This is a genomic window from Pseudomonas sp. GNP012 (genome assembly GCF_054343835.1).
This window is the reverse complement of the sequence record NZ_JBTGUU010000001.1, coordinates 4,306,358-4,331,495: the sequence shown is the minus strand read 5'-3', so window position 1 is coordinate 4,331,495 and position 25,138 is coordinate 4,306,358. Positions and strand designations below refer to the sequence as shown.

24 protein-coding genes are annotated in these 25,138 nt (G+C 58.9%); 11 read left to right on the top strand and 13 right to left on the bottom strand.

Annotated elements, in window-relative coordinates:
• Positions 1 to 27: 27 nt before the first annotated feature.
• The 3 genes from ACXX83_RS19505 (at position 28) to ACXX83_RS19495 (ending at position 3,729) form a co-directional block, all read left to right on the top strand.
• Positions 28 to 570, top strand: a complete 543-nt coding sequence (locus ACXX83_RS19505; protein ID WP_007971297.1) for a YaeQ family protein — start codon at positions 28 to 30, stop codon at positions 568 to 570.
• 66 nt (positions 571 to 636) lie between these two features.
• Positions 637 to 2,346 (top strand): single-stranded-DNA-specific exonuclease RecJ, encoded by a 1,710-nt coding sequence (recJ, locus tag ACXX83_RS19500; protein ID WP_458549381.1) that lies wholly within the window; start codon positions 637 to 639, stop codon positions 2,344 to 2,346.
• A gap of 276 nt (positions 2,347 to 2,622) precedes the next feature.
• The gene (locus tag ACXX83_RS19495; protein ID WP_015096696.1) at positions 2,623 to 3,729 is read left to right on the top strand and encodes an NADH:flavin oxidoreductase/NADH oxidase; all 1,107 of its coding nucleotides are present in this window, start codon (positions 2,623 to 2,625) and stop codon (positions 3,727 to 3,729) included.
• A gap of 67 nt (positions 3,730 to 3,796) precedes the next feature.
• Here the strand turns inward: ACXX83_RS19495 and glpD are convergent, their stop codons facing one another.
• The 4 genes from glpD to ACXX83_RS19475 form a co-directional block, all read right to left on the bottom strand.
• Positions 3,797 to 5,335, bottom strand: coding sequence for a glycerol-3-phosphate dehydrogenase (gene glpD / locus ACXX83_RS19490; RefSeq protein WP_458549380.1), 1,539 nt, complete (start codon positions 5,333 to 5,335; stop codon positions 3,797 to 3,799).
• 293 nt (positions 5,336 to 5,628) lie between these two features.
• A complete protein-coding gene (locus tag ACXX83_RS19485; RefSeq protein WP_007971301.1) occupies positions 5,629 to 6,384 on the bottom strand; it encodes a DeoR/GlpR family transcriptional regulator in 756 nt (251 codons plus the stop codon).
• A 95-nt stretch (positions 6,385 to 6,479) separates the two neighbouring features.
• On the bottom strand, positions 6,480 to 7,985 hold the full coding sequence (gene glpK / locus ACXX83_RS19480; protein ID WP_015096694.1) for a glycerol kinase GlpK: 1,506 nt from the start codon (positions 7,983 to 7,985) through the stop codon (positions 6,480 to 6,482).
• A 74-nt stretch (positions 7,986 to 8,059) separates the two neighbouring features.
• The gene (locus ACXX83_RS19475; RefSeq protein ID WP_015096693.1) at positions 8,060 to 8,911 is read right to left on the bottom strand and encodes an MIP/aquaporin family protein; all 852 of its coding nucleotides are present in this window, start codon (positions 8,909 to 8,911) and stop codon (positions 8,060 to 8,062) included.
• Positions 8,912 to 9,260: 349 nt separating this feature from the next.
• On the opposite strand from ACXX83_RS19475, the gene ybaK reads away from it, so the two are divergent.
• Positions 9,261 to 9,731 (top strand): Cys-tRNA(Pro) deacylase, encoded by a 471-nt coding sequence (gene ybaK / locus ACXX83_RS19470; protein WP_007971306.1) that lies wholly within the window; start codon positions 9,261 to 9,263, stop codon positions 9,729 to 9,731.
• Positions 9,732 to 9,825: 94 nt separating this feature from the next.
• Entirely contained in the window at positions 9,826 to 10,608 is a 783-nt protein-coding gene (locus ACXX83_RS19465; protein WP_458549379.1) for a PhzF family phenazine biosynthesis protein, read from the top strand.
• Positions 10,609 to 10,722: 114 nt separating this feature from the next.
• Here the strand turns inward: ACXX83_RS19465 and ACXX83_RS19460 are convergent, their stop codons facing one another.
• Together ACXX83_RS19460 and argF are read right to left on the bottom strand one after the other, a co-directional pair.
• A complete protein-coding gene (locus ACXX83_RS19460; protein WP_458549378.1) occupies positions 10,723 to 11,832 on the bottom strand; it encodes an ABC transporter ATP-binding protein in 1,110 nt (369 codons plus the stop codon).
• Positions 11,829 to 12,749: an ornithine carbamoyltransferase gene (gene argF / locus ACXX83_RS19455; protein WP_126050859.1), complete on the bottom strand. Its 921-nt coding sequence runs from the start codon at positions 12,747 to 12,749 to the stop codon at positions 11,829 to 11,831. The genes ACXX83_RS19460 and argF overlap by 4 nt, the downstream gene beginning before the upstream one ends.
• Before the next feature lie 562 nt (positions 12,750 to 13,311).
• Between argF and ACXX83_RS19450 the strand changes: the two genes are divergently transcribed.
• Together ACXX83_RS19450 and grxD are read left to right on the top strand one after the other, a co-directional pair.
• Entirely contained in the window at positions 13,312 to 15,420 is a 2,109-nt protein-coding gene (locus ACXX83_RS19450; RefSeq protein ID WP_458549377.1) for a molybdopterin oxidoreductase family protein, read from the top strand.
• Between the two features lie 97 nt (positions 15,421 to 15,517).
• Positions 15,518 to 15,859 (top strand): Grx4 family monothiol glutaredoxin, encoded by a 342-nt coding sequence (gene grxD / locus ACXX83_RS19445; RefSeq protein ID WP_007971318.1) that lies wholly within the window; start codon positions 15,518 to 15,520, stop codon positions 15,857 to 15,859.
• A 187-nt stretch (positions 15,860 to 16,046) separates the two neighbouring features.
• Here the strand turns inward: grxD and bfr are convergent, their stop codons facing one another.
• Together bfr and ACXX83_RS19435 are read right to left on the bottom strand one after the other, a co-directional pair.
• Positions 16,047 to 16,523 carry a bacterioferritin gene (gene bfr / locus ACXX83_RS19440; protein WP_007985870.1) on the bottom strand — a complete coding sequence of 159 codons (477 nt, stop codon included), beginning with the start codon at positions 16,521 to 16,523 and terminating at the stop codon, positions 16,047 to 16,049.
• Between the two features lie 198 nt (positions 16,524 to 16,721).
• Entirely contained in the window at positions 16,722 to 16,940 is a 219-nt protein-coding gene (locus ACXX83_RS19435) for a bacterioferritin-associated ferredoxin (RefSeq protein ID WP_007985869.1), read from the bottom strand.
• A 312-nt stretch (positions 16,941 to 17,252) separates the two neighbouring features.
• Here ACXX83_RS19435 and ACXX83_RS19430 point away from each other — a divergent pair, with 312 nt between their 5' ends.
• A complete protein-coding gene (locus tag ACXX83_RS19430; protein WP_007971324.1) occupies positions 17,253 to 17,855 on the top strand; it encodes a peroxiredoxin in 603 nt (200 codons plus the stop codon).
• A gap of 181 nt (positions 17,856 to 18,036) precedes the next feature.
• Here ACXX83_RS19430 and rnt read toward each other — a convergent pair whose 3' ends face one another.
• Together rnt and pyrC are read right to left on the bottom strand one after the other, a co-directional pair.
• On the bottom strand, positions 18,037 to 18,714 hold the full coding sequence (gene rnt / locus ACXX83_RS19425) for a ribonuclease T (protein ID WP_007972317.1): 678 nt from the start codon (positions 18,712 to 18,714) through the stop codon (positions 18,037 to 18,039).
• Positions 18,711 to 19,757 (bottom strand): dihydroorotase, encoded by a 1,047-nt coding sequence (gene pyrC / locus ACXX83_RS19420; RefSeq protein ID WP_126052841.1) that lies wholly within the window; start codon positions 19,755 to 19,757, stop codon positions 18,711 to 18,713. The genes rnt and pyrC overlap by 4 nt, the downstream gene beginning before the upstream one ends.
• A gap of 159 nt (positions 19,758 to 19,916) precedes the next feature.
• Between pyrC and ACXX83_RS19415 the strand changes: the two genes are divergently transcribed.
• Complete coding sequence (locus tag ACXX83_RS19415; RefSeq protein WP_126047375.1) at positions 19,917 to 20,822, top strand: flagellar protein MotY; 906 nt, start codon at positions 19,917 to 19,919, stop codon at positions 20,820 to 20,822.
• A 129-nt stretch (positions 20,823 to 20,951) separates the two neighbouring features.
• Entirely contained in the window at positions 20,952 to 22,169 is a 1,218-nt protein-coding gene (locus ACXX83_RS19410; RefSeq protein ID WP_007972320.1) for an argininosuccinate synthase, read from the top strand.
• Between the two features lie 142 nt (positions 22,170 to 22,311).
• On the opposite strand, the gene ACXX83_RS19405 is transcribed toward ACXX83_RS19410, so the two are convergent.
• A complete protein-coding gene (locus ACXX83_RS19405; RefSeq protein ID WP_458549376.1) occupies positions 22,312 to 23,022 on the bottom strand; it encodes a hypothetical protein in 711 nt (236 codons plus the stop codon).
• A gap of 472 nt (positions 23,023 to 23,494) precedes the next feature.
• On the opposite strand from ACXX83_RS19405, the gene ACXX83_RS19400 reads away from it, so the two are divergent.
• The gene (locus tag ACXX83_RS19400) at positions 23,495 to 24,121 is read left to right on the top strand and encodes a response regulator transcription factor (RefSeq protein ID WP_007972324.1); all 627 of its coding nucleotides are present in this window, start codon (positions 23,495 to 23,497) and stop codon (positions 24,119 to 24,121) included.
• 80 nt (positions 24,122 to 24,201) lie between these two features.
• On the opposite strand, the gene ACXX83_RS19395 is transcribed toward ACXX83_RS19400, so the two are convergent.
• Both ACXX83_RS19395 and nth read right to left on the bottom strand, forming a co-directional pair.
• Positions 24,202 to 24,381: a PA3496 family putative envelope integrity protein gene (locus ACXX83_RS19395; protein WP_007972325.1), complete on the bottom strand. Its 180-nt coding sequence runs from the start codon at positions 24,379 to 24,381 to the stop codon at positions 24,202 to 24,204.
• A gap of 106 nt (positions 24,382 to 24,487) precedes the next feature.
• Positions 24,488 to 25,126 carry an endonuclease III gene (gene nth, locus ACXX83_RS19390; protein WP_007972326.1) on the bottom strand — a complete coding sequence of 213 codons (639 nt, stop codon included), beginning with the start codon at positions 25,124 to 25,126 and terminating at the stop codon, positions 24,488 to 24,490.
• Between the last annotated feature and the right edge of the window lie 12 nt (positions 25,127 to 25,138).

Below are 25,138 nucleotides of genomic sequence, written 5' to 3'. Positions count from 1 at the left end.
CCTTTCCTCGTATCAAGAAGCCCGTTCATGGCCCAGCCGTCCACGACCTACAAGTTTGAACTGAATCTCACCGACCTCGACCGCAGCGTCTATGAGAGCGTAAAGCAGACCATCGCCCGTCACCCCTCGGAAACCGAGGAACGCATGACCGTGCGCCTGCTGGCTTACGCCCTCTGGTACAACGAACAGCTATCGTTCGGCCGTGGTCTGTCGGAAGTGGATGAACCTGCCTTGTGGGAAAAAAGCCTGGATGACCGCGTCCTGCACTGGATCGAAGTCGGCCAGCCGGATGCCGAGCGCCTGACGTGGTGCTCGCGCCGCACCGAGCGCACCAGTCTGCTGGCCTACGGCAGCCTGCGTGTGTGGGAAGGCAAAGTGGTGCCCGCGGTGAAAAACCTGAAAAACGTCAACATCGCTGCCGTGCCTCAGGAAGTCCTGGAGACCCTGGCCAAAGACATGCCACGCGTCATCAAGTGGGACGTGATGATCAGCGAAGGGACGATCTTCGTCACCGACGACCGTGGTCAGCACGAAGTTCAGTTGCAGTGGCTGGCCGGTGAGCGCGGCTGATTTTTCGCCGCTTTAGCGCGTCACCCGGTTTTATCCTACGTATTGAAGAGAAGCATCTTTCACCCCATGCGCATTGAACCTCGCCTGCTGCCCGACACCCTGCCATTCCTCGGTGATATTCCGCCACTGCTGACCCGCCTGTATGCGGCGCGAGGTGTGCAATCGGAGGCGGAACTGGACAAGAGCCTGGCACGGCTGATTCCGTTCCAGCAGCTCAAGGGCATTGATGCCGCCGTGGATTTGTTGGTGACGGCGCTCGAACAGCGCCAGCGCATTCTGATCGTCGGCGACTTCGATGCCGACGGCGCAACGGCCAGCACCGTGGGCACGCTGGGCCTGCGTTTGCTGGGGGCGGCGCATGTCGATTATCTGGTGCCGAACCGTTTCGACTACGGCTACGGCCTGACCCCGGAGATCGTCGCAGTCGCGCTGGAGCGCCAGCCGCATTTGCTGATCACCGTGGATAACGGCATCTCCAGCGTCGAAGGCGTGGCTGCGGCGAAAAAGGCCGGACTCAAGGTGCTCGTCACCGACCACCACTTGCCCGGTGAGGAGCTGCCGTTGGCCGATGCCATCGTCAATCCGAACCAGCCAGGTTGCGAGTTTCCGAGCAAGGCCCTGGCCGGTGTCGGGGTGATTTTCTATGTGCTGATGGCCCTGCGTGCGCGATTGCGCGAGCTCGGCTGGTACGCCAGCAAGCCGCAGCCGAATATCGGCGAACTGCTCGATCTGGTGGCCTTGGGCAGCGTGGCCGACGTGGTGCCGCTGGATGCCAACAACCGGATTCTGGTGCATCAGGGCCTCGAGCGGATTCGCGCCGGACGTGCCCGGCCCGGGATCAAGGCGATCCTCGAGGTGGCCAAGCGTGACCATGCGCGCATCACCTCCACCGACCTGGGTTTTATCGTCGGCCCACGCCTGAACGCTGCAGGGCGCCTGGATGACATGAGCCTGGGCATCGAATGCCTGTTGACCGAAGACGCAGGTCTGGCCCGTGAGATGGCGGCTCAACTGGATGGCATGAACCAGGATCGCAAATCCATCGAGCAGGGCATGCAGCGCGAAGCGCTGGCCCAGCTCAAGGATCTGCCGGTGGAGTCGATGCCGTTCGGCTTGTGCCTGTTCGATCCCGAGTGGCATCAGGGCGTCATCGGTATCCTCGCATCACGGATGAAAGAGCGTTATTTCCGCCCGACCATCGCCTTTGCCGATGCCGGTGACGGCCTGCTCAAGGGGTCTGGGCGTTCGGTCCAGGGCTTTCACATCCGCGACGCCCTGAGCGTGGTGGCGGCGCAGCATCCGAATCTGATTACCAAGTATGGTGGCCACGCAATGGCGGCCGGCCTGACGTTGCCGGAAGCGAGCTTCCCCCTGTTCGCCGAGGCCTTTGACGCTGAAGTGCGCCGGCAACTGCGCGAAGAAGACCTGACTGGCCGCTTGTTATCGGACGGCACCCTGGCAGTGGAGGAGTTTCACCTGGAACTGGCTCGCGCCCTGCGGCATGCCGGCCCTTGGGGGCAGCACTTCCCGGAACCGTTGTTTCATGGCGTGTTTCAGTTGGTCGAGCAGCGCGTGGTGGGCGAACGGCATCTCAAAGTGGTGCTCAAAAGTGAATGTGGTTCGGTGAAGCTCGACGGCATTGCCTTCGGGATCGACCGCGACATCTGGCCGAATCCGACCATCAAGTGGGTGGAACTGGCCTACAAGCTCGACCTCAACGAGTTTCGTGGCAACGAAACGGTTCAACTGATGATTGCCCACATCGAACCGCGTTGACCCCACACCTGTAGGAGCGAGCTCGCGATGGACGTGAACGATGGCGCTGGGAACCTGATACCCCGCGTTGTCCTGTCGTCCATCGCGAGCGAGCTCGCTCCTACAAGGGGGCGACATCCGTCGATGTCGACTAGGCTCTAATCACTGCTTGATTTTGGTCTTGTGACGTCTTGTCGAATTTTTTGCCCGCGGGGGCGGGTGTTGTACCTTTTTCCTGTCACTCGTCGACTATTCAAACAGAACCTGGAGCCTGCCCACTGATTCGAGAGGTGCCCCATGAGTCTGCTGCTTGAACCCTTTACTCTTCGCCAATTGACCCTGCCCAACCGTATCGCGGTATCGCCGATGTGCCAGTATTCCAGTGCCGATGGCCTGGCCAATGACTGGCACCTGGTCCACCTCGGCAGCCGTGCTGTCGGCGGGGCCGGGCTGGTGTTTACCGAAGCCACGGCGGTCACCGCCGACGGGCGTATCACCGCTCAGGACCTCGGTCTGTGGAATGACGAGCAGATCGAACCCCTGCAACGCATCACCCGCTTCATCAACGCCCAGGGCGGCGTTGCCGGCATTCAACTGGCCCATGCCGGGCGCAAGGCCAGTACCTACCGGCCATGGCTTGGCAAACACGGCAGCGTCAAACCCGACGAGGGCGGCTGGGTGCCGGTCGGACCTTCACCGATTGCATTCGATCCACAGCACACCCAACCCAGACAACTGGATGACGGCGAGATCGCCAAGGTGATCCAGGCCTTTGTCGATGCGGCAAAGCGCTCTCTGACGGCCGGTTTCAAGGTGGTCGAAGTGCACGCCGCCCATGGCTACCTGCTGCATCAGTTCCTGTCGCCGTTGAGCAATCAGCGTCGCGATCAATATGGCGGTTCGTTCGAAAATCGCATTCGACTGGTGCTGCAGGTCACCGAAGCGGTGCGTGCGGTGTGGCCTGAGGAGTTGCCGGTGTTTGTCCGGGTGTCGGCCACCGACTGGGTGGAAGACGGCTGGAACCCCGATGAAACCGTGGAACTGGCGCGTCGCCTCAAAGCCTTGGGCGTGGACCTGATCGACGTCTCGTCGGGCGGAACGGCGGTGAATGCCGAAATTCCCACAGGCCCCGGTTACCAGACCCGTTTCGCCGAACGTGTGCGCAAGGAGTCGGGCATGGCCACCGGCACGGTCGGCATGATCACCGAGCCGGCCCAGGCCGAGCACATCCTGCGCACCTGCCAAGCGGACATCATCTTCCTGGCCCGTGAATTGTTGCGCGATCCGTACTGGGCGCTGCATGCCGATGATGACCTGGGCGGGCACAAGGCCGTGTGGCCGGCGCAGTATCAGCGGGCGACTCACCGTGAGCAGCCGATTCACGAATCGGATTTGCGCGACTGAAATCCATCGATACGAAAAAGCCCCTGAATCGCGAGATCCAGGGGCTTTTGTTTATGCCGGTGACCGATCAGGCCGCTTCGATCTTGCTGCGGTTCTGTTCGACCTGGTTCAGGTAGTCCTTGAGCTTGTCCTGCTCGGCCACTGTCGTGAACAAGCCGAGCTTGCTGCGGCGCCAGAGGATGTCGTGGGCGCTGGTGGCCCATTCTTCGCTGCACAGGTAGTCGACTTCACGGGTGTAGAGACCGCCGCCGATATGCTCGCCCATGTCGCTGAGGTCCTGTACACCTTCGAGCATGCGCCAGGTGCGGCTGCCGTAGGTGGTGGCCCAGCGGCGCGCGATCTCGCTCGGTACCCAGTCGAACTTGTCGCGGATACGCGAGCTCAAGGCTTGCGGGGTGGTCATGTCTTCACCGCCCGGCAGCGCGGCGCCGGCGGTCCAGCTCGGTTTGATGTGCTTGAAGTACGGGGCCAGTTGCGCCAGCGCTGACTCGGCGAGCTTACGGTAAGTGGTGAGCTTGCCACCGAACACCGACAGCAACGGGGCTTCTTCGCCGCTGCCCGACAGTGCCAGGGTGTAATCGCGGGTGACGGCCGACGGGTTGTCGGATTCGTCGTTGCACAGCGGGCGCACACCGGAATAGCTGTGCAGGATGTCGTCGCGGCTGATCTGCTTTTTGAAATGGGCGTTGACCACGTTCAACAAGTAATCGGTTTCGCCATCGGTGATTGCAACGGCAGCCGGGTCACCGGTGTACTCGCGGTCAGTAGTGCCGATCAGGGTGAAGTGGTTCAGGTACGGAATGGTGAACACGATGCGCTGATCTTCGTTTTGCAGGATGTGCGCGTGTTCGCCTTCATACAACTTCGGCACGATCAGGTGACTGCCCTGGATCAGGCGGATGCCGTAGGGCGATTCCATCTTCAGGTCGTCGCGAATGAACCTGGCGACCCATGGCCCGGCCGCGTTGACCAATGCCTTGGCGCGAATCGAAAACAGGCTGCCATCGCTGCGTTCCAGGTGCAGGTGCCACAGGCCCTTGGTGCGGCGCGCGCTGACGCAGCGGGTTTGGGTGTGAACGTGGGCGCCTTGTTCCCGGGCGGCCATGGCGTTCAACACCACCAGGCGTGCGTCGTCGACCCAGCAATCGGAGTATTCGAAACCCTTGGTGATCTCGCTTTTCAGCGCACTGTCGGGGCCGAACTTCAGGCTTTTCGAGCCCTGGAGTTGCTCGCGCTTGCCCAGGTTGTCATAGAGAAACAGCCCGGCGCGGATCATCCATGCCGGGCGCAAGTGCGGGCGGTGGGGCAAGACGAAGCGCATTTGCTTGACGATGTGCGGTGCTTTGGCCAACAGCACTTCACGCTCGGCCAGGGCTTCACGCACCAGGCGAAATTCGTAATGTTCGAGGTAGCGCAGGCCGCCGTGGATCAACTTGCTGCTGGCCGACGAAGTATGGCTGGCCAGGTCATCCTTTTCGCAAAGGAACACCGAAAGACCGCGACCGGCGGCATCTGCTGCGATCCCCACGCCATTGATCCCGCCACCGATGACGGCGATATCGTAGACCTCGGCGAGAGGGGGCGTAGGCAAGGTGGAAGTGGGCATCGGCACGGCCTCGGAATTCTTTGATGTTCTGTATTTGAATTCGAACATTAATGTTCATTTGCGAAAATACTAGCCCATAAAGAGACGCACAGCCAGTCAGCTTCGATTGAAAATACTCATCGAAGGGCCGTTAAAGGAAAATTTACGAACATTTTGATGCGCGTTATGGCGCAAGAGGGATGCTGTATGTGCGATCGTCTTCGCGGGCAAGCCCGCTCCCACAAGGATCACACGGGCCTGTGGGAGCGGGCTTGCCCGCGATAGCGCCAGTGTAGGCACTGGAGATGGTGGGGTTAAACGACTTCCAGCCGAACCTTGTGCTGGTTCAACAGTTGCGCCAGCGCCGGGGAAGGCTGCTGATCGGTGACCAGGCAATCGACCAGGCTGATCGGTCCCAGGCGAATCATGGCGTTGCGCCCGAACTTGCTCGAGTCGGCTGCGAGTATCACTTGTCGGGCATTGGCGATGATCGCCTGGGATACCCGCACTTCCTGATAATCGAAGTCCAGCAGGCTGCCGTCCTCATCGATACCGCTGATGCCGACCAGGGCGAAATCGACCTTGAACTGGTTGATGAAGTCGACACTGGCCTGACCGACCACGCCGCCGTCGCGCCGCACGTTGCCACCGGTCAGCAGCACGTCGAAGTCGTCCTTGGCGCTGAGCATGGAGGCCACATGCAGGTTGTTGGTGATGATCTTCAGGTGACTGTGGTTGAGCAGCGCCCGGGCGATGGATTCGGTGGTGGTGCCGATGTTGATGAACAACGAGGCATGGTCGGGAATCTGCGCGGCAATGGCTTCGCCGATACGCTGTTTTTCATCGCGCATCTGATCGGCGCGCATGGCGTAGGCGGTGTTTTCGACACTGGAGTCATAGGCGGCGCCACCGTGGTAGCGACGCAACAGGTTGGCTTCCGCGAGCTGATTGATGTCGCGGCGGATGGTCTGCGGTGTAACGACGAACAACGTGGCCATTTCCTCAATACTGACATAGCCGCGTTCGCGAACCAGCTCGAGGATTTGCTGCTGACGGGGAGGCAGATTCATGGGGCGTCCTTTGGGCTGCCGTGCAAAATTTGCCCATGATGCCGCAGGAATCCGCTCCCTACCAGTTACAGACAGATACGGGCGATGTAGTTCGCTTATTCAGCCTCGTCTTCAACCGCCCAATCGCGGGTGCGGCTGACCGCTTTTTTCCAGCCGGCGTAGAGTTTTTCCTTCGCCGCTTCATCCAGCGTCGGCTCGAACCGGCGCTCGATCACGGCCTTGCCACGCAACTCTTCCAGGCTGCCCCAGAAGCCACAGGCCAGGCCTGCCAGGTAAGCGGCGCCGAGTGCTGTGGTTTCGCGCATTTGCGGGCGCTCGACCTGCGTGCCGAGGATGTCGGCCTGGAACTGCATGAGGAAATTGTTGGCCACCGCGCCACCGTCCACGCGCAGGGCCTTGAGGCGTTCGCCGGAGTCCTGCTGCATGGCGTCCAGCACGTCGCGGGTCTGGTAGGCAATCGACTCCAGCGCGGCGCGAATGATGTGGTCCACGCGAACGCCACGGGTCAGGCCGAACAATGCGCCACGGGCATATGGGTCCCAGTACGGTGCGCCAAGTCCGGTGAAGGCCGGCACCAGGTACACGCCGTTACTGTCCTTGACCTTGTTGGCGAAGTATTCGGTGTCGTGGGCGTCGTTGATGATCTTCAGTTCGTCACGCAGCCACTGTACGGTGGAGCCGCCGTTGAACACTGCACCTTCCAGCGCGTAGGCCACTTCGCCGCGAGGGCCGCAAGCGATGGTGGTCAGCATGCCATGCTTGGATTTCACCGCTTTGTCACCGGTGTTCATCAGCAGGAAGCAGCCAGTGCCGTAGGTGTTTTTTGCCTGGCCTGGCTCGACGCACATCTGGCCGAACAGAGCGGCTTGCTGGTCACCGGCGATACCGCCGATGGCGATGCCGCTTTTGGTGTGGCCGTAGATTTCCGAGGACGATTTAACTTGCGGGAGCATTTCGCGCGGGATATCCAGCAGCTCCAGCATCTTCGCGTCCCACTCCAGGGTGTGGATGTTGAAGAGCATGGTGCGCGAGGCGTTGGTGTAGTCGGTGACGTGCACCTTGCCGCCGGTAAATTTCCAGATCAGCCAGCTGTCGACGGTGCCGAATAGCAGTTCGCCGTTGCGCGCACGTTCGCGGCTGCCTTCGACGTTGTCGAGGATCCACTTCAGCTTGGTGCCGGAGAAGTAGGGGTCGGTGACCAGGCCGGTGGTGTCGCTGATGTATTGCTCGTGACCATCGCGCTTGAGCTGCTGGCAGATCTCGGTGCTGCGTCGGCACTGCCAGACGATGGCGTTGTAGATCGGGCGGCCGGTGTTCTTGTCCCACACCACGGTGGTTTCGCGCTGGTTGGTGATGCCGATGGCGGCTACCTGGTCGTGGTGCAGGCCGGCTTGTGCCAGGGCCTCGACCATCACGGCGCTTTGGGTGGCGAAGATCTCCATCGGGTCATGCTCGACCCAACCGGCTTGCGGGTAATGCTGGGCGAACTCCCGTTGGGCGGTGCAGACCACGTTCGCGTCGCGGTCGAAAATGATCGCGCGGGAGCTGGTCGTACCCTGATCGAGGGCAATGATGTAGTTCTTATTCTGTGTGTCGGTCATGTCGATTGCCTTGGACGAAAAAAGGGAGTGAGGTCTGGCGCGCGATCAAGGGGCAGGGGCACGCGCCAACGGTATCAGGATGTTCTGGGTTTGCCGTCAATGGCAGGTAGCTCATCCTTTGTAGCAGCTACGGAGCTGGGCAGATGGCGGGCAATCAGCCCGCGATAGGCGGCGGCGCCGAGGCAGGCACCGACAATCGGTGCAAAAACAGGAATCAGGAAGTACGGAATATCGCGTCCACCAGTGAGGGAAATTTCACCCCAGCCAGCGAAGAAAGTCATCAGTTTAGGGCCGAAGTCCCGCGCAGGGTTCATGGCAAAACCGGTCAGCGGTCCCATCGAGCTACCGATCACCGCAATCAGCAGGCCGATCAGCAGCGGTGCCAACGGGCCTTTGGGCAGGCCATTGTTGTCGTCGGTCAGGGACATGATCACGCCCATCAGGATGGCCGTAATGATCACCTCGACCAGAAATGCCTGGGCGGTGGTCAGCGCAGGATTCGGGAAGGTGGAGAACACGGAGGCCAATTCAAGGCTGGCTTGCGTGCCACGAACCATGTGCTGCGTTTGTTCGAATTCGAAGAATAGATTGCTGTAGAGCGTGTAAACCAACAACGCGCCACAGAAGGCACCCGCCACTTGGGCGAGTACGTAGAAAGGCAATTTGCGCTTTTCGAAGTCCGCGAAAATGCTCAGGGCAATACTGACGGCAGGGTTCAGATGAGCCCCGGAAACCCCGGCGGTGAGGTAGATCGCCATGCTGACGCCGACGCCCCAGATAATGCTGATTTCCCACAAGCCAAAACTGGCACCCGCGACCTTGAGCGCGGCAACACAACCGGTACCAAAAAAGATCAGCAGCGCCGTACCCAGAAACTCGGCCATGCATTGGCTCGAGAGCGACGGTTGTTGTAAAGCAGTAGTCATTGAAACCTCAATTTTTTTTGTTGTCTGGCGCGTTCTTGCCTACATGGTCAACGCGCGTTTTTCGCCGTGGCAGGATCCCCATCCTGGTCGCGGTTTACTGCCGGGTACAACGGTAGGGCGTTTCGTACAGTTTCAGAAACGAAAAAATATAGACAAGAAACGCTGCTGTCAAAGGTCGAAAGTGAACTTTCGGTCACAAAAAAACTATTCGATGCATGAATGAATGAGTCATCGCGCAATGGGATGGCCAGGCAATGGCGTCATGGATGCGCCGCCGTAGAGCCTTTTAACGATCAATGTCCTAGAATCCGGCGCAGTATTTTCTTCTGCCGCCCAGTCTGGAGCTGCCATGACCCCCGCATTGGATTTATTGAAAAAGGTTCGGGCCGAACATCGCGTACACAGTTACGAACATGACCCGAAGGCCGCTTCCTATGGTCTGGAAGCCGCGGAAAAGCTCGGGCTCGACCCGGCGCAAGTGTTCAAGACCTTGCTCGCGGCCAGCGAGAAAGGAGAGTTGCTGGTGGCGGTGGTGCCGGTTGTCGGCAGCCTGGACTTGAAAGGGCTGGCCCATGCCGCCGGCGTGAAAAAGGTCGAAATGGCCGATCCGGCGGCAGCGCAGCGCTCTACGGGTTATCTGTTGGGCGGGATCAGCCCGCTGGGGCAGAAAAAGCGTTTGCGTACCTTCATTGATAACTCGGCCCAGCCCTTTGCCAGCATTTTTGTCAGTGCCGGCCGGCGTGGACTGGAAGTCGAACTGGCGCCGGCCGTGCTGGCCGAACACACCCAGGCGAAGTTTGCCGATATCGGCCGTGCGTGAGCGCAGCGCTGTATGGTGAAAATCAGCCGGTTCTGTCACTGGTGCCGGTTCGGTCGGCGCTGCATGCTCGGCGGTCTGACAAAGGGAGATGGGTATGCAGATTGAGTTTCATCAGGTCGACGCGTTCAGCAATCAGCCATTCAGCGGCAACCCGGCGATGGTCTATCGGCTCGATACCTGGCTCGCCGATGAATTGATGCAGAAGATTGCCGCCGAGCACAACCTCGCCGAAACGGCGTTTGTCGTGCGCGAAGGGCAGGGCTGGCACATCCGCTGGTTTACACCGACCACCGAGGTGCCACTGTGCGGTCACGCGACACTGGCCAGTGCCCATGTGTTGTTTGAGGTCTATAAAGAGCCGGTCGAGCGACTGGACTTTATCTGCAAATCCGGCCCGTTGAGTGTGACCCGTGAAGGTGGACGGCTGTGGCTGGATTTCCCGGCGATCACTGCATCGCCGGTGAACCTGATCTCGGACATCGAGCGTGCACTGGGTGTGAAGTCTGTCGAGGTACTGGCTTCGAATGAGCTGTTCGTGGTGCTGGAGTCGGAGCAAGCCGTGCTCGACTGCAAGCCGGACATGGTGGCCCTGGCGAAACTGCCATGGTTGGGCGCCATCGTGACGGCGCGGGGCGAGCAGCACGATTTCGTTTCCCGTTACTTCGCCCCGGCAATCGGCATCAATGAAGACCCGGTGACCGGGTCGACCCATTGCCTTCTGATTCCGTACTGGTCAAAGCGTTTGGGCAAGTCGAGCCTGGCGGCCTGTCAGCGTTCGACCCGGGGCGGGGAGTTGTTCTGCCGGCTGGAAGGTGAGCGGGTGATGATCGGCGGGGATGCGACGTTGGTGGCGCGTGGAACGCTTATGTTGGGTTAACTCCCATCCAGTGTGGGAGCGAGCCTGCTCGCGAATGCGGACTGTCAGTCAACATCTTCATTGGCTGACACACCGCCTTCGCGAGCAGGCTCGCTCCCACAGGGGATGTATTGTTCAGTGAGCGGAGCTGTAGCGCCGGACACCCGATTCAACAGCCGGAATCTGCGCCGCCGTGCTGCCGGACGCCTGGAACAGCACCAGGTGTTCCGCCGCGACACGAATGCCCACCTCCGCCCCGACCTGACGATCGACATGGCTCGGGAAGATCGACTCCAGCTGCGCACCTGTCGGCAGTTGCAAGCGATACAGGGTCGACGCACCGAGGAACGTCTTGCCGGCGATTCGTGCCTTCAGTGCGCTGTCCGGTGCGTAGACGATATCGTCCGGGCGCAGGAGCACGTCCACGGCGCCGCCTACCGGCCAGGTGTAGGCCCGGTTGCCGCGCAGCTCACCCAGTTCGGTTTGCACCGACTCCGGGCTGCTCAACTGACCGCGAATGAAATAGCCCTGGCCGATGAAGCTGGCTACAAAGGGCGTCAGTGGTTCGTGATACAGGTTGTAGGGCGTATCCCACTGCTCCAGTCGACCTTCCTTGAACACGCCAACGTGGTCGCTGACCGCGAAGGCTTCTTCCTGGTCGTGTGTCACCAGAATCGCGCTGGTGCCACGGGCCTTGAGGATGTCGCGTACTTCGTGGCTGAGCTTGCGGCGCAATTCGCCATCGAGGTTGGAGAACGGCTCGTCGAGCAACAGCAGTTGCGGTTCCGGCGCCAATGCGCGGGCCAGGGCGACACGTTGCTGCTGCCCACCGGAAAGCTCGTGGGGGAAACGCTTGCCGAGGTTCTTCAGGTTGACCAGTTCCAGCAGCTCTTCGGTGACGCGATCCTTTTGCGGATGCTTGCGAATGCCGAAGGCGATGTTGTCGGCCACGCTCAAGTGCGGGAACAGCGCGTAGTCCTGGAACACCATGCCGATGCGGCGTTTCTCCGGGGCGAGGGTGAAGCCGGCGCTGGAGATGGTCTCGCCGGCCAGCTGGATTTCGCCTTCGTGTACCGGTTCGAAACCGGCAATCGCTCGCAATGTGGTGGTCTTGCCACAGCCGGAAGAGCCCAGCAGGCAACCGATGTCACCGGCGTTCAAATGCAGGTTCAGGTTCTGCACCACGCGTTGGTCTTGATAGCCGCAGGCGAGGTTGCGCAGGTTAAGCAGTAATGGCTGGCTCATGCGTGGTGATACGCCGGTTCAACGAGGAACTCGAGCAGGGCTTTTTGCGCATGCAGGCGGTTTTCCGCTTGATCCCAGGCCACCGAGCGTTTGTCGTCGAGCAGGTCGACGCTGATTTCCTCGCCACGGTGCGCCGGCAGGCAGTGCATGAACAGCACGTCGTCAGCGGCCAGGTCGAGCAGGGCGCGGTTGACCTGGTACGGTGCGAACAGCTCCAGGCGCTTGGCGGTTTCCTCTTCCTGGCCCATGGAGGTCCAGACGTCGGTGCTCACCAGGTGTGCACCACGCACGGCATCTTTCGGGTCGCGAACGATGGAGACGCGATCGCCGGCCTTGGCCAGGAACACCGGGTTGGGCTCGTAGCCTTCCGGGCAGGCAACGCGCAACTGGAAGTCGAACTGGATCGCCGCTTCTATATAGCTGTTGCACATGTTATTGCCGTCGCCGATCCAGGCCACGGTCTTGCCCTGGATGGAGCCACGGTGTTCGAGGAAGGTCTGCATGTCGGCCAGCAACTGGCACGGGTGCAGGTCATCGGACAGGCCGTTGATCACCGGTACGCGGGAGTTGGCGGCGAATTCGGTCAGGTTGCTGTGGGCAAAGGTACGGATCATCACCGCGTCGAGCATGCTCGACATGACGATGGCACAGTCGCCGATCGGCTCGCCACGGCCCAGTTGGGTGTCGCGTGGCGACAGGAAGATCGCCTGGCCGCCGAGCTGGATCATGCCGGCCTCGAAGGAGATTCGGGTGCGGGTCGAGGATTTCTCGAAAATCATCCCCAGGACGCGGTTTTTCAGAGGCTCGAACAGTACGCCGCGGTTACGCAGGTCCTTGAGCTCAACGCCTCGACGGATCACGCTGACCAGCTCTTCGGGCGTGCAATCCATCAGGGAGAGAAAGTGCCTTGCGCTCATCATTGACTACCTTTTTGCTACAAACCGCAGATGCTCAAAGCCTTGTTTGACGGAACAACGGGCGAGACCTGCGGCGTAAGCCGCACGGGGCGACGAAATAGGGGAAGGCGCGATCTTATAATTAAATGTCGCGTCTTACCAATAGGGCTACGGTTTTTAGGGAGTTTCAGAGGTGCTACGGGTTCACCGAGGTAGCGCTTTTGAAGCCTGTTTCCTGAAAACAGCAGTTCATTTGTACACCGGCCTCTCGGGGCTTGGCAATCAGGCGGGGCGGCAATGGTGCGCTGACAGTCGGTTTCTGACCTGTTATTCATCCCTGCCAGGCTCGACGAACACGGGCGCCTGATCGGTGTGCATGGCCCCCCACGAACCGATTGAACCCCTTCAGCAAATCCACTTGCAGGCGCCGCCCAGGCTGCCTTCGAACTGAGTTCTGGTGGCTATCGGCTGGCCTGATGACCCTCGATTCACAAAACGAACGTCGCTGGCGTGGCGTCGGGTCTGGCGCCATAGTTTTGTTTCCGCGGCCATCGTTGCCCGCCCATAACAAGACAGACTGGCCATGACCAAGACTCTCCATCACCGTGCGTGCCATTTGTGCGAGGCCATCTGTGGCCTGACCATTGAAACCACCGAGGTCGAAGGCGGTAAAGTGCAGATCACGTCGATCAAGGGCGATCCCCAGGACACATTCAGTCGTGGCCACATCTGCCCCAAGGCCGTGGCCCTGCAAGACATCCAGAACGATCCGGATCGCCTGCATCAGCCGATGCAGCGGGTGGGCAATGAATGGCAGCCCATCGAATGGGAAGCGGCATTCAACCTGGTGGCCGAGCGCCTGGCGGCGATTCAGGAACGTCATGGGCAAAACGCCGTGGCGGTCTATCAAGGCAACCCGAGCGTGCACAATTACGGGCTGATGACCCACAGCAATTACTTCCTCGGCCTGCTGAAAACCCGCAACCGGTTTTCCGCGACGTCGGTCGATCAATTGCCCCATCACCTGACCAGCCATTTAATGTACGGCCACGGTTTGCTGCTCCCGATCCCGGACATCGATCACACCGATTTCATGCTGATCCTGGGCGGCAACCCGCTGGCTTCGAACGGCAGCATCATGACCGTGCCGGATGTGGAAAAACGCTTGAAGGCGATACAGGCCCGGGGTGGCAAAGTGGTGGTGGTCGACCCTCGCCGCAGTGAAACGGCGGCGATTGCCGATCAGCACCTGTTCGTGCGCCCGGGCGGTGATGCCGCGCTGTTGTTCGGGTTGCTCAACACCTTGTTCGCTGAAGGTCTGACTCGCGACAGCCATCTGCCGGTAGACGGTCTGGAGGACGTGCGGGAGGCCGTCGCGTCGTTCACCGCCGAGGCCATGAGTCCGTTGTGCGCCGTACCCGCCGAACAGATCCGCCAATTGGCGCGAGACTTCGCCGCGGCGCCCTCGGCTGTCTGTTATGGCCGCATGGGCGTCTCGACCCAAGCCTTCGGAACACTTTGTCACTGGGCGGTGCAGTTGATCAATCTGGTCACCGGCAACCTCGACCGCGTGGGAGGTGCCTTGTGCACCGAGCCGGCGGTGGATCTGGTGGCGACGACTTCGGGCGGACATTTCAATCTGTGGCAGAGCCGGGTTTCCGGGCGCCCGGAATACGCCGGAGAGCTGCCAGTCTCTGCGCTGGCCGAAGAAATGCTCACCGAAGGAGAAGGGCAAGTCCGGGCGCTGATCACCGTGGCGGGCAATCCGGTGCTGTCCACGCCCAATGGCCGAAAGCTCGAGCAGGCACTGGACGGGCTGGATTTCATGGTCAGCATCGACCTGTACATCAATGAAACCACGCGCTACGCCGACCTGATCCTGCCGTCCACATCGGCGCTGGAAAACGATCATTACGACACTACATTCAACCTGTTCGCGGTGCGCAACGTCAGTCGTTTCAACCGCGCAATCCTCGCCAAACCCGAAGGGGCATTGCACGACTGGGAGATCTTCGTCGGGCTGGCCAAGGCGTTTGCCGCCAGGACCGACAAAGAGTTGAAGCCGACCATCGCCCCGGCGCAAATGATCGATCGCGGCCTGCGCATGGGGATGTACGGCGACACTTCAGAGTTCAAGCTGTCATTGGCGACTTTGTTCGATCATCCCCATGGTGTCGATCTGGGGGCGCTCAAGCCCAACCTGGCACCACGCCTGAAAACTGCCAATCAACGTATCCAGGCCGCGCCGGCGGCGATTCTCGCTGACCTGGCGCGCTTCGCAGCCTTGAAGGCGCCGGCCGCCGACGAGTTGTTGATGATTGGCCGCCGGCATGTACGCAGCAACAACTCATGGATGCATAACTATCATCGGTTGGTGAAGGGCAAGCCTCGACACCAGTTGCTGATGCATCCGGACGATCTGGCCAGTCGCGGGCTCAGTGACGGACAGCGCGTTCGGGTCAGTTCGCGGGTGGGTGTGATTGAGGTCGAAGTGCTGGGCAGTCTTGATATGATGAAAGGCGTGGTCAGCCTGCCGCACGGCTGGGGCCACGCGCGGCCGGGCGTGCAAATGTCGATTGCCAGCAGCCAGCCGGGCTCCAGCGCCAACGACCTGACCGACGAATGCCGGATTGACGAACTGTCGGGAAATGCCGCGCTCAATGGCGTGCCAGTGACCGTGGCGGCGGCTTGAATCAGTCTGACGGAGAGACCGAGCAGGGCGCTCGGCTTTCCGTTACAATGCGCCACCGTGCCGACCCATGAGTCGGAAAGTTCAGCCGAGGTGCTCCATGGATATCATCGAAACGATTAAAGAGCAGATTGCCAACAACACCATTCTGCTTTACATGAAAGGCTCGCCAAATGCCCCGCAGTGCGGCTTCTCCGCGAAAGCTGCGCAGGCCGTGATGGCGTGTGGTGAAAAGTTTGCGTACGTGGACATCCTGCAGAACCCGGAAATCCGCGCCAACCTGCCAAAATACGCCAACTGGCCAACCTTCCCGCAACTGTGGGTTGCCGGTGAGCTGGTCGGCGGTAGCGACATCATGACTGAAATGGCCGCTGACGGTTCGCTGCAGAGCCTGATCAAGGACGCCGCCGCCAAGGCCGCTGCTCCAAAGACCGAGGCCTGATCACGTTTCTCTGTAGGAGCGAGCTTGCTCGCGATGGACTCAAAAACGCCACGGGTCGTCAGGCTTCCCGCGTTATCGTTGAAGACCATCGCGAGCAAGCTCGCTCCTACAAGAGCAGGCAACAAAAAGCCCCGCCACTCGAAAGAGGGCGGGGCTTTTTATTGCATCGAAATTAATGGCCTGGAACTTACTCGTCTTCACCCATCTGCGATTGCAGATAGTTTTCGATACCGATCTTGTCGATCAGGCCCAACTGGGTTTCCAGCCAGTCGATATGTTCTTCTTCGGACTCGAGGATATCTTCAAGCAGCTCACGGCTGCCGAAGTCGCCAACTGTTTCGCAATGCGCGATGGCTACCTTGAGGTCGGCATGGCCGGTTTTCTCTATACGCAGGTCGCACTCGAGCATTTCCTTGGTGTGTTCGCCGATGTGCAGCTTGCCCAGGTCCTGGACGTTCGGCAGGCCTTCAAGGAACAGGATGCGCTTGATCAGCTTGTCCGCGTGCTTCATCTCGTCGATGGACTCGTGGTACTCGTGTTTGCCTAGCTTGTTCAGGCCCCAATCTTCGTACATGCGCGCATGCAGGAAGTATTGATTGATCGCGACCAGCTCATTGGCAAGGATCTTGTTGAGATGCTGGATGACTGTAACGTCGCCTTTCATGATGGGGTCCTGCCCTGTATTAGCTGTCAATAGAACAGAGTTTGAGCCGCGTATTTAATAGTGTCAAACCTAAGTTATTGAAACTTAAATGAAAATTAATCGGAATAAGAATGTTTGTGTTCCGCGTCTAGAGCATAACTAGTTGATTTTGAGGCATAAAAAAACCGGACATATGTCCGGTTCTTTGAAAATCGATACTTAAGCGGCTGTAAATTCTGCTGGATAGGGAATTGCAGCCTGGGCCGTTTGCAGTTTGGTCAGGGTCTCTCGGACCACTTCCTTGGCGAGGCAGGCACATTTGCCGCATTGACTGGCAACGCCGGTAGCTACGCGGACTTCCTTGTAGCTGCAGCATCCTTCATAGATCGCATCGCGGATTTGACCGTCGGTGACGCCAGTGCAGAGGCAGACATACATAAGGAAGGACCGTCGCTGATTGTGACTCAATTGCGATGGATCTTAATGTTAACGAGAATGATTGTCAAAGTGGTTTCAGAGTACTTTTCGTCATAAGCGGGGGGCGGCTGACGAACGGTCAATATGGCAAACCGGCGATACAAAACCGTCGGGGATTTCATCGTACCGGGAAAAAACAGCTAAGCCAGCTCAAATACGCGGTGTATGATGGCCGGTCTTTTGCGACCGGGGTTCGTGTCACAGGGCTGTCGCCTCAGGGTGGCAGGCTGATGCGAAACCTGTTTCTCACGCTATTACACCAGGAGATATCCAATGAGCGTACTCGTAGGCAAACAAGCCCCTGACTTCACCGTACCGGCCGTACTCGGCAATGGCGAGATCGTTGACAGCTTCACCCTGTCTTCGGCGATCAAAGGCAAATACGGCCTGGTGTTCTTCTACCCGCTGGACTTCACCTTCGTTTGCCCGTCCGAGCTGATCGCTCTGGACAACCGCATGTCCGAGTTCAAGGCGCGCAACGTTGAAGTGGTCGCCGTGTCGATCGACTCGCACTTCACCCACAACGCCTGGCGCAACACCCCGGTCAACAATGGCGGTATCGGCGAAGTTCGCTACACCATGGCTGCCGACATCAAGCAGGAAATCATGAAGGCCTACGACGTTCAGTCCGCTGATGGCGTAGCGTTCCGTGGCGCGTTCCTGATCGACGACAAAGGCGTTGTCCGTTCGCAGATCATCAACGACCTGCCGCTGGGCCGTAACATGGAAGAGCTGCTGCGTCTGGTCGACGCTCTGCAATTCCACGAAGAGCACGGCGAAGTCTGCCCTGCCAACTGGAAGAAAGGCGACAAAGGCATGAACGCTTCGCCAGAAGGCGTAGCGGCTTACCTGACCGAGCACGCTGCCGCTCTGTAAGGCGCACGCTGCAGGTAAAAAAAAACCGGCCATCGAGGCCGGTTTTTTTATGCGCGGGATAACGCCGGGACTGTGTAGGAGCGAGCTTGCTCGCGATGGACTTGAGAACACCGCTGGGTGTCAGGTTCCCCGCGTTATCGTTCACGACCATCGCGAGCAGGCTCGCTCCTACAGAAAGCCATCAATCGTTGAAGTCTTCCCAGCCACCCATCTGTTTCCAGCGATTGACGATGCCGCAGAACAGCTCTGCCGTCTTTTCGGTGTCGTAGCGGGCCGAGTGGGCCTCGCGACCGTCGAAGTCGATGTCCGCTGCCTGACACGCCTTGGCCAGCACGGTCTGGCCGTATGCCAGGCCCGCGAGTGTCGCGGTATCGAAACTGGAGAACGGATGGAACGGATTGCGCTTCATGTCCAGACGCGCAACCGCCGCATTCAGGAAGCCCAGGTCGAAGCTGCTGTTATGCCCGACCAGGATCGCCCGTTTGCAACCGTTGGCCTTGAGTGCCTTGCGCACGCCGCGGAAGATATCGTTGAGAGCAGACTCTTCACTCACGGCCATGCGCAGCGGGTGATCGAGCTTGATCCCGGTGAATTCCAGGGCGGCCGCTTCGATGTTCGCGCCTTCGAATGGCTCGACCCGGAAGAAGTAGGTGTGATCCGGGTACACAAAACCCTTTTCATCCATGGCGATGGTGGTCGCGGCGATTTCCAGCAGGGCGTCGGTGGCGGAGTTGAAGCCACCGGTTTCTACGTCGACGACAACCGGCAGGTAACCACGAAACCGTGCGGCCATTGGATGACGGGAACCGCCACCGCCGCCATTGCCTTCCAGTTCGTCGTCGAAATGGTCTTCACTCACGCGTGTTCCTCCAGCAGGCGCCAGCGCAGTTTTTCACCGGCGCGCAGCGGGATAACGGTCAGCTCGCCAAACGGCAGGCTGGCAGGGGCGGTCCATTCTTCGCGGACCAGGGTGATGCGATCGGTGTTGGCCGGCAGCCCATAGAAACGCGGGCCGTTGAGGCTGGCGAAGGCTTCGAGCTTGTCCAGAGCATTGCGCTGTTCGAACGCTTCGGCGTACATCTCGATCGCCGCATAAGCGGTGTAGCAGCCGGCGCAACCACAAGCGGCTTCCTTGGCGTGCTGGGCGTGGGGGGCCGAGTCGGTGCCGAGGAAGAATTTTTCACTGCCGCTGGTGGCGGCGTCGAGCAGGGCTTCCTGGTGCGTATTGCGCTTGAGGATCGGCAGGCAGTAGAAATGCGGCCGAATCCCGCCCACCAGCATGTGGTTGCGGTTGTACAGCAGGTGATGCGCGGTGATGGTCGCGCCAACGTTGGCCGAAGCCGAGTTGACGAACTGCACGGCGTCAGCGGTGGTGATGTGTTCGAACACCACTTTGAGCGTCGGGAAACGCTCGACCACACGACGCATGTGCTCGTCGATGAAGATTTTTTCGCGGTCGAACACGTCGACATCGCCACGGGTGACTTCGCCGTGGATCAGCAACGGCATCCCGACTTCGGCCATGGCCTCGAGTGCAGGGAAAATCTTGTCGATGCTGGTAACACCAGAGTCCGAGTTGGTGGTCGCGCCGGCCGGGTACAGCTTGGCGGCGTGCACGAATCCGCTGGCCTTGGCCTCACGGATCTCTTCAGGCTGGGTGCGGTCGGTCAGGTACAGGACCATCAGCGGCTCGAACAGGCTGCCGGCCGGGCGGGCAGCGAGAATCCGCTGGCGATAGCCGTCGGCTTCAGCCGCGTTGCGCACCGGCGGAACCAGGTTGGGCATGATGATGGCGCGGCCAAAGGTGCGCGCGACATCCGCGACGGTATTGGTCAACACGGCACCATCGCGAAGATGAATGTGCCAGTCGTCGGGACGCAGCAGGGTCAGGCGGTCGGACATGAGGGGATTCCAGGCGGGTCAAACTCAAGGGAATGCTACCGGAAAAGACTCTTGCAGGCACTCGCTATCAAGTTTTGCCGCAAGCTTCCGATATCCAACGGGTATGCCGTAAACATGTGTGTGTCGGTCTTTTTGTTGTAGAAGCCAGTGGAGCCTCCCGTGCGCCAGCGTTATTTAGCCTTGCTCAGTGTGTTTGCCAGCCTTCCTGCGATGGCGCTCACTTTTCAGACCCGCCTGGAGAGCATTGAGTGGACGGTCGAAGGCGACAAGTTCGAATGCCGCCTGACGCAGCCGATTACCGACTTCGGTTCGGGGGAGTTCGTGCGCAAAGCCGGTGAGCAGGCAACGTTTCGTCTCAAAGCCTATAACCCGATGATGGGCGGAGGTTCGGCGACCTTGCTGGCGGCTGCCGCACCGTGGCAACCGGGGCGTGAGGATATAAACCTGGGCACGGTGAGAATCGGTAGCGGCAACGTGTTGTTCAACAGTTCACAGGTGCAGGCCGGACGCCTGATCAGCGGTCTGATGGACGGTCGCAGCCCGGTGGTTCGCCATTCCTCGGGAGATGGCCGGGTGTCGGAAGTGCGCTTGCTGCCGGTCAGGTTCACCCAGGCGTTTGCCGATTATCAAGGCTGCGTGGCCAAACTGTTGCCGCAGAACTTCGAGCAGGTGAAACAATCCCAAATCGGCTTCCCTGGCGGCGGTATCGAGCTCGACAATGCCGCGAAAGCCAAGCTGCAGGTCATGCTGGAGTACATGAAGGCTGATCCGACGGTCAATCACATCGAGCTCGACGGTCACTCCGACAACAGCGGCAACCGCCTGACCAATCGCGACCTGTCGCGGCGCCGGGCCCTGGCAGTGATGGAGTTCTTCAAGGCCAACGGCATCCAGGAGTCGCAAATTACCCTGCGTTTCCATGGCGAACGTTATCCGCTGGCGCCCAATACCAACAACGCCAACCGTGCGAAGAACCGTCGGGTAGCGGTACGCCTGGAGCGGGGAGCGCCCGCGGAACAAGTTGCCCCGCAAGCGACGAAAGCGGTCACTTCGGCAACTTCCTGACCCTTAAGTCATCGTCGCGCTCTCGACAGATTCTGTCGCTTGGTCGTCATAAGCTGTCGCGCCTCTGTAAATTATCCTGCATGAGCGGTAGACTTCACGGCTTTCCGTAGAACCCCGTGGAGTGATGGCATGGCGGACGTAAACAAGGTCGTTCTGGCGTATTCCGGCGGCCTGGACACTTCGGTGATCCTCAAGTGGCTGCAGGATACTTATAACTGTGAAGTGGTGACCTTCACCGCTGACCTGGGTCAGGGCGAAGAGGTCGAACCTGCACGCGCCAAGGCTCAGGCCATGGGCGTCAAAGAGATCTACATCGACGACTTGCGCGAAGAGTTCGTGCGCGATTTCGTTTTCCCGATGTTCCGCGCCAACACCGTTTACGAAGGCGAGTACCTGCTGGGTACTTCCATCGCTCGTCCGCTGATTGCCAAGCGCCTGATCGAAATCGCCAACGAAACCGGCGCTGACGCCATTTCCCATGGCGCCACCGGCAAGGGCAACGACCAGGTTCGTTTCGAGTTGGGCGCGTACGCCTTGAAACCTGGCGTGAAAGTGATTGCTCCCTGGCGCGAATGGGACCTGCTGTCCCGTGAAAAGCTGATGGACTACGCCGCGAAGCACGCGATCCCGATCGAGCGTCACGGCAAGAAGAAATCCCCGTACTCCATGGATGCCAACCTGCTGCACATCTCCTATGAAGGCGGCGTGCTGGAAGACACCTGGACCGAGCACGAAGAAGACATGTGGCGCTGGACCGTTTCCCCGGAAAACGCTCCAGACAAGCCGCAGTACCTGGAGCTGACCTACCGCAACGGCGATATCGTCGCGCTGGACGGCGTCGAAATGACTCCGGCCACCGTACTGGCGACCCTGAACCGTATCGGTGGCGAGCACGGTATCGGCCGTCTCGACATCGTCGAGAACCGCTATGTGGGCATGAAGTCCCGTGGCTGCTATGAAACCCCTGGCGGCACCATCATGCTGCGTGCCCACCGTGCGATCGAATCGATCACCCTGGACCGCGAAGTGGCTCACCTCAAAGACGAGTTGATGCCCAAGTACGCCAGCCTGATCTACACCGGCTACTGGTGGAGCCCTGAGCGTCTGATGTTGCAACAGATGATCGATGCGTCCCAGGTCAATGTGAACGGCGTTGTGCGCCTGAAACTGTACAAGGGCAATGTGATCGTCACTGGCCGCAAGTCCGATGACTCGCTGTTCGACGCCAACATCGCGACATTCGAAGAAGATGGCGGCGCATACAACCAGGCGGATGCTGCGGGCTTCATCAAGCTCAACGCCCTGCGCATGCGCATTGCGGCGAACAAAGGCCGGAAGCTGTTCTGAGACCTTTGAACTCGTGATGGATACCTGACCTCGTCCTCGACGAGGTCAGGCTCCTGAATATGGGGTGTGGTGCCAGGTACTGCGTTGTCGGGTGTGCCGCTGACGGTTTCCTGTCTTTCTCCTTCCGATGGTCTGTCCTGTTCTACGCATTGTTGTTTGCCGGTTGGCCGGCTTGATCAATTACCGTCAACCTTTGCGAGACGGGATTGTAGGCAATGTAAAAGGCAGAGCAGTGCTTCCTGGTCTGTCTGGAATGTTTGAGCGCACTGGCCTTCAGTAAAGTCTCTGAAATGGCACTAGTGACAAACAGAATCACGTACGCCATTTTTTCCCGTGGCTTCTGGATTTTTTCCAGCAGCGTTTCAAATTCGACCTCCTTGTTCATACCGCGTGTATCAACGATGCACAGGTCTTTTACAAATTCCGGTAACTGAAGTTGATGCTGAACGAAGACGGTGCTGTGCAGACCAATCTCCGTTGGCGGGTCCTGTGCACCGCAGGGCGACCGAGCTGGCTGCTGGCCATTCGATGGCCTTTCCAAAGCGGGATTCGCGGGCGACTTCCCGGACGCTTTTTTTTCCGACCGCCCAGCATCTTCCATCGCTTTCATGAAATGTTTTCCCTTTTCAAAGTCGGAAGGCGCATACAGTGACCGGTAGTTGAAGTTGAGTGTCGCGAAAAAAAGCAAAAGTAAATAAAACGGAAAGCTGATCAGAAACCAGACATAGAGTTCTCTTTCCTCTTGGTCAAGGAAGGGGAGAGAAACGGCGGCCGAAGTTTCAGAGAGCGTTGCGAATATCGCAATGATTGTCATCGGGTTGGTGATTATCTTTCTGCCATGTTCTGTACTCATGTTGAATTCTCATTTTTTGAGTGTTTTTTGAAGTCTGTTTGATGAGGCTGTTTTGGGTTTTTTTATGATTGCTGGTGGTGCTTTAATGATTGCTCAAAAAATATAATTCGCTGTAAGAGTAATTGGATGTCTGGCGTGTGATATTTCTGGTGTGAGTGTTGAGTGCGAAAATATAAGTTACGTTCTGGCGCAGAAGTAAATATTTGTGTTTGTCAGGGCCCGGTTGTTCACGCTGGCTTTTGGAAAATTCTGGTTGTAAATCGATAGGGCCGATTGCTGAAAGCTGCGCCACCATGACGCCGATACAGTTTTCAATTCATTCCGCTCGAGGGATTTTTGTAGGAGAAATCCGTGTTGTTTGTAGGGTATGTCTCTTGGTGTGGGTGGTTGGAAGGGGCGACATGCCATGGGTGAAACGACTAGGCTATTGTGCGGGCTCTAAAAATTCGAACAGCGAAAATTGGACTTGCCCATGAATAAAGTGCTGATCGTGGATGATCACCCCGTCATTCGTCTTGCGGTACGTATGCTAATGGAACGTCATGGCTACGAAGTTATTGCAGAAACCGATAATGGTGTGGATGCACTGCAACTAGCCCGTGAACTTACGCCGGATATTGTCATTCTGGATATCGGGATTCCGAAGCTGGACGGATTGGAAGTCATCGCGCGTTTGTCTTCGACCTCAATGCCGATGAAAGTGCTGATCCTGACTTCCCAGGCGCCGGGGCATTTTTCCATGCGTTGCATGCAATCCGGTGCGGCCGGTTATGTCTGCAAACAACAAGACCTGACGGAGTTGCTCAGTGCAATAAAGGCCGTATTGTCAGGCTACAGTTACTTTCCCAATCAAGCCTTGCATACCGTGCGTTGCAGTTTGGGGAACGCCAGTGAGGCCGACATGGTTGATCGGTTGTCGGGGCGGGAAATGATGGTCCTGCAGCAGTTGGCCAGAGGGAAGACCAATAAGGAAATTGCCGATGGGATGTTTCTCAGCAATAAAACAGTCAGTACTTACAAGACCCGCCTGTTGCTCAAGCTCAATGCAAGGTCCTTGGTCGATTTGATCGAGCTGGCCCAACGCAACGGTCTGGTGTGATGGCGTATCTTTGCGACAAGGGGCGTTTGTTGAAGTATGGCACTTAAAAAAAAGCCTCCGTTTCGGGAGGCTTTCAGGTGTCATAAGTCAAAATCGTAGTCGGCCAATTGCTTTTGCAGTCGGCGCTCCTCCAGCAGATTGTCGATGGTGCGGCGTTTGCTCAGATTAGTTTTCGCTACTTCAACCACCGGCTCGGCGTCATCGGTTTCGGCGGTGGTGAAGTCGTCTTCTACGTCCAATTGCTCTTTGCCAGTACTCATTTAGTTGCTCCAGGCTAAGAAGGCCTTTGGCGCTCCTTATATCGACAATCTCCCGGCGGGTAAAAAAGATTTTTTCAATCGACAATTCAATAATCCCAATAGCGCCTCAATCGTCGGAGGTTTTGTGCTTGTATTCGCACAAGTCCTCGATCCGGCAGCTTCCGCATCGGGGCTTGCGGGCGAGGCAGACATAGCGGCCGTGAAGGATCAGCCAGTGATGGGAGTCGAGCAGGTACTCCCTGGGCACGAATTTCATCAGTTTTTTCTCGACTTCCACCACATTCTTGCCGGGCGCAATGCCGGTACGGTTGCTGACCCTGAAAATGTGCGTGTCGACAGCCATGGTCAGCTGACGGAATGCGGTATTGAGTACCACATTGGCGGTTTTGCGGCCGACGCCGGGCAGCGCTTCCAGTTCTTCGCGAGTTTGCGGTACTTCACCGGCATGACGCTCGACCAGCAAGCGGCAGGTTTCGATCACGTTTTTCGCTTTGCTGTTGTACAGGCCGATGGTCTTGATGTACTCCGACAGTCCCTCGACACCCAGGGCATGGATCGCCGCCGGGGTATTGGCCACCGGGAACAGTTTGGCGGTGGCCTTGTTGACGCCGACGTCGGTCGACTGCGCCGAGAGAATCACGGCAATCAGCAATTCGAACGGTGAGGAATAGGCCAGTTCGGTCTTGGGTTCCGGGTTGTCTTCGTGCAGTCTGCGGAAAATTTCCAGACGTTTTGCGGCATTCATGGGCAGTGCGTT

Excerpts from the sequence above, each read along its gene's own strand:
- ACXX83_RS19505 (WP_007971297.1), top strand. The coding sequence starts at position 28 with ATGGCCCAGCCGTCCACGACCTACAAGTTTGAACTGAATCTCACCGAC.
- recJ (WP_458549381.1), top strand. The coding sequence starts at position 637 with ATGCGCATTGAACCTCGCCTGCTGCCCGACACCCTGCCATTCCTCGGT.
- ACXX83_RS19495 (WP_015096696.1), top strand. The coding sequence starts at position 2,623 with ATGAGTCTGCTGCTTGAACCCTTTACTCTTCGCCAATTGACCCTGCCC.
- glpD (WP_458549380.1), bottom strand. The coding sequence starts at position 5,335 with ATGCCCACTTCCACCTTGCCTACGCCCCCTCTCGCCGAGGTCTACGAT.
- ACXX83_RS19485 (WP_007971301.1), bottom strand. The coding sequence starts at position 6,384 with ATGAATCTGCCTCCCCGTCAGCAGCAAATCCTCGAGCTGGTTCGCGAA.
- glpK (WP_015096694.1), bottom strand. The coding sequence starts at position 7,985 with ATGACCGACACACAGAATAAGAACTACATCATTGCCCTCGATCAGGGT.
- ACXX83_RS19475 (WP_015096693.1), bottom strand. The coding sequence starts at position 8,911 with ATGACTACTGCTTTACAACAACCGTCGCTCTCGAGCCAATGCATGGCC.
- ybaK (WP_007971306.1), top strand. The coding sequence starts at position 9,261 with ATGACCCCCGCATTGGATTTATTGAAAAAGGTTCGGGCCGAACATCGC.
- ACXX83_RS19465 (WP_458549379.1), top strand. The coding sequence starts at position 9,826 with ATGCAGATTGAGTTTCATCAGGTCGACGCGTTCAGCAATCAGCCATTC.
- ACXX83_RS19460 (WP_458549378.1), bottom strand. The coding sequence starts at position 11,832 with ATGAGCCAGCCATTACTGCTTAACCTGCGCAACCTCGCCTGCGGCTAT.
- argF (WP_126050859.1), bottom strand. The coding sequence starts at position 12,749 with ATGAGCGCAAGGCACTTTCTCTCCCTGATGGATTGCACGCCCGAAGAG.
- ACXX83_RS19450 (WP_458549377.1), top strand. The coding sequence starts at position 13,312 with ATGACCAAGACTCTCCATCACCGTGCGTGCCATTTGTGCGAGGCCATC.
- grxD (WP_007971318.1), top strand. The coding sequence starts at position 15,518 with ATGGATATCATCGAAACGATTAAAGAGCAGATTGCCAACAACACCATT.
- bfr (WP_007985870.1), bottom strand. The coding sequence starts at position 16,523 with ATGAAAGGCGACGTTACAGTCATCCAGCATCTCAACAAGATCCTTGCC.
- ACXX83_RS19435 (WP_007985869.1), bottom strand. The coding sequence starts at position 16,940 with ATGTATGTCTGCCTCTGCACTGGCGTCACCGACGGTCAAATCCGCGAT.
- ACXX83_RS19430 (WP_007971324.1), top strand. The coding sequence starts at position 17,253 with ATGAGCGTACTCGTAGGCAAACAAGCCCCTGACTTCACCGTACCGGCC.
- pyrC (WP_126052841.1), bottom strand. The coding sequence starts at position 19,757 with ATGTCCGACCGCCTGACCCTGCTGCGTCCCGACGACTGGCACATTCAT.
- ACXX83_RS19410 (WP_007972320.1), top strand. The coding sequence starts at position 20,952 with ATGGCGGACGTAAACAAGGTCGTTCTGGCGTATTCCGGCGGCCTGGAC.
- ACXX83_RS19405 (WP_458549376.1), bottom strand. The coding sequence starts at position 23,022 with ATGAGTACAGAACATGGCAGAAAGATAATCACCAACCCGATGACAATC.
- ACXX83_RS19400 (WP_007972324.1), top strand. The coding sequence starts at position 23,495 with ATGAATAAAGTGCTGATCGTGGATGATCACCCCGTCATTCGTCTTGCG.
- ACXX83_RS19395 (WP_007972325.1), bottom strand. The coding sequence starts at position 24,381 with ATGAGTACTGGCAAAGAGCAATTGGACGTAGAAGACGACTTCACCACC.
- nth (WP_007972326.1), bottom strand. The coding sequence starts at position 25,126 with ATGAATGCCGCAAAACGTCTGGAAATTTTCCGCAGACTGCACGAAGAC.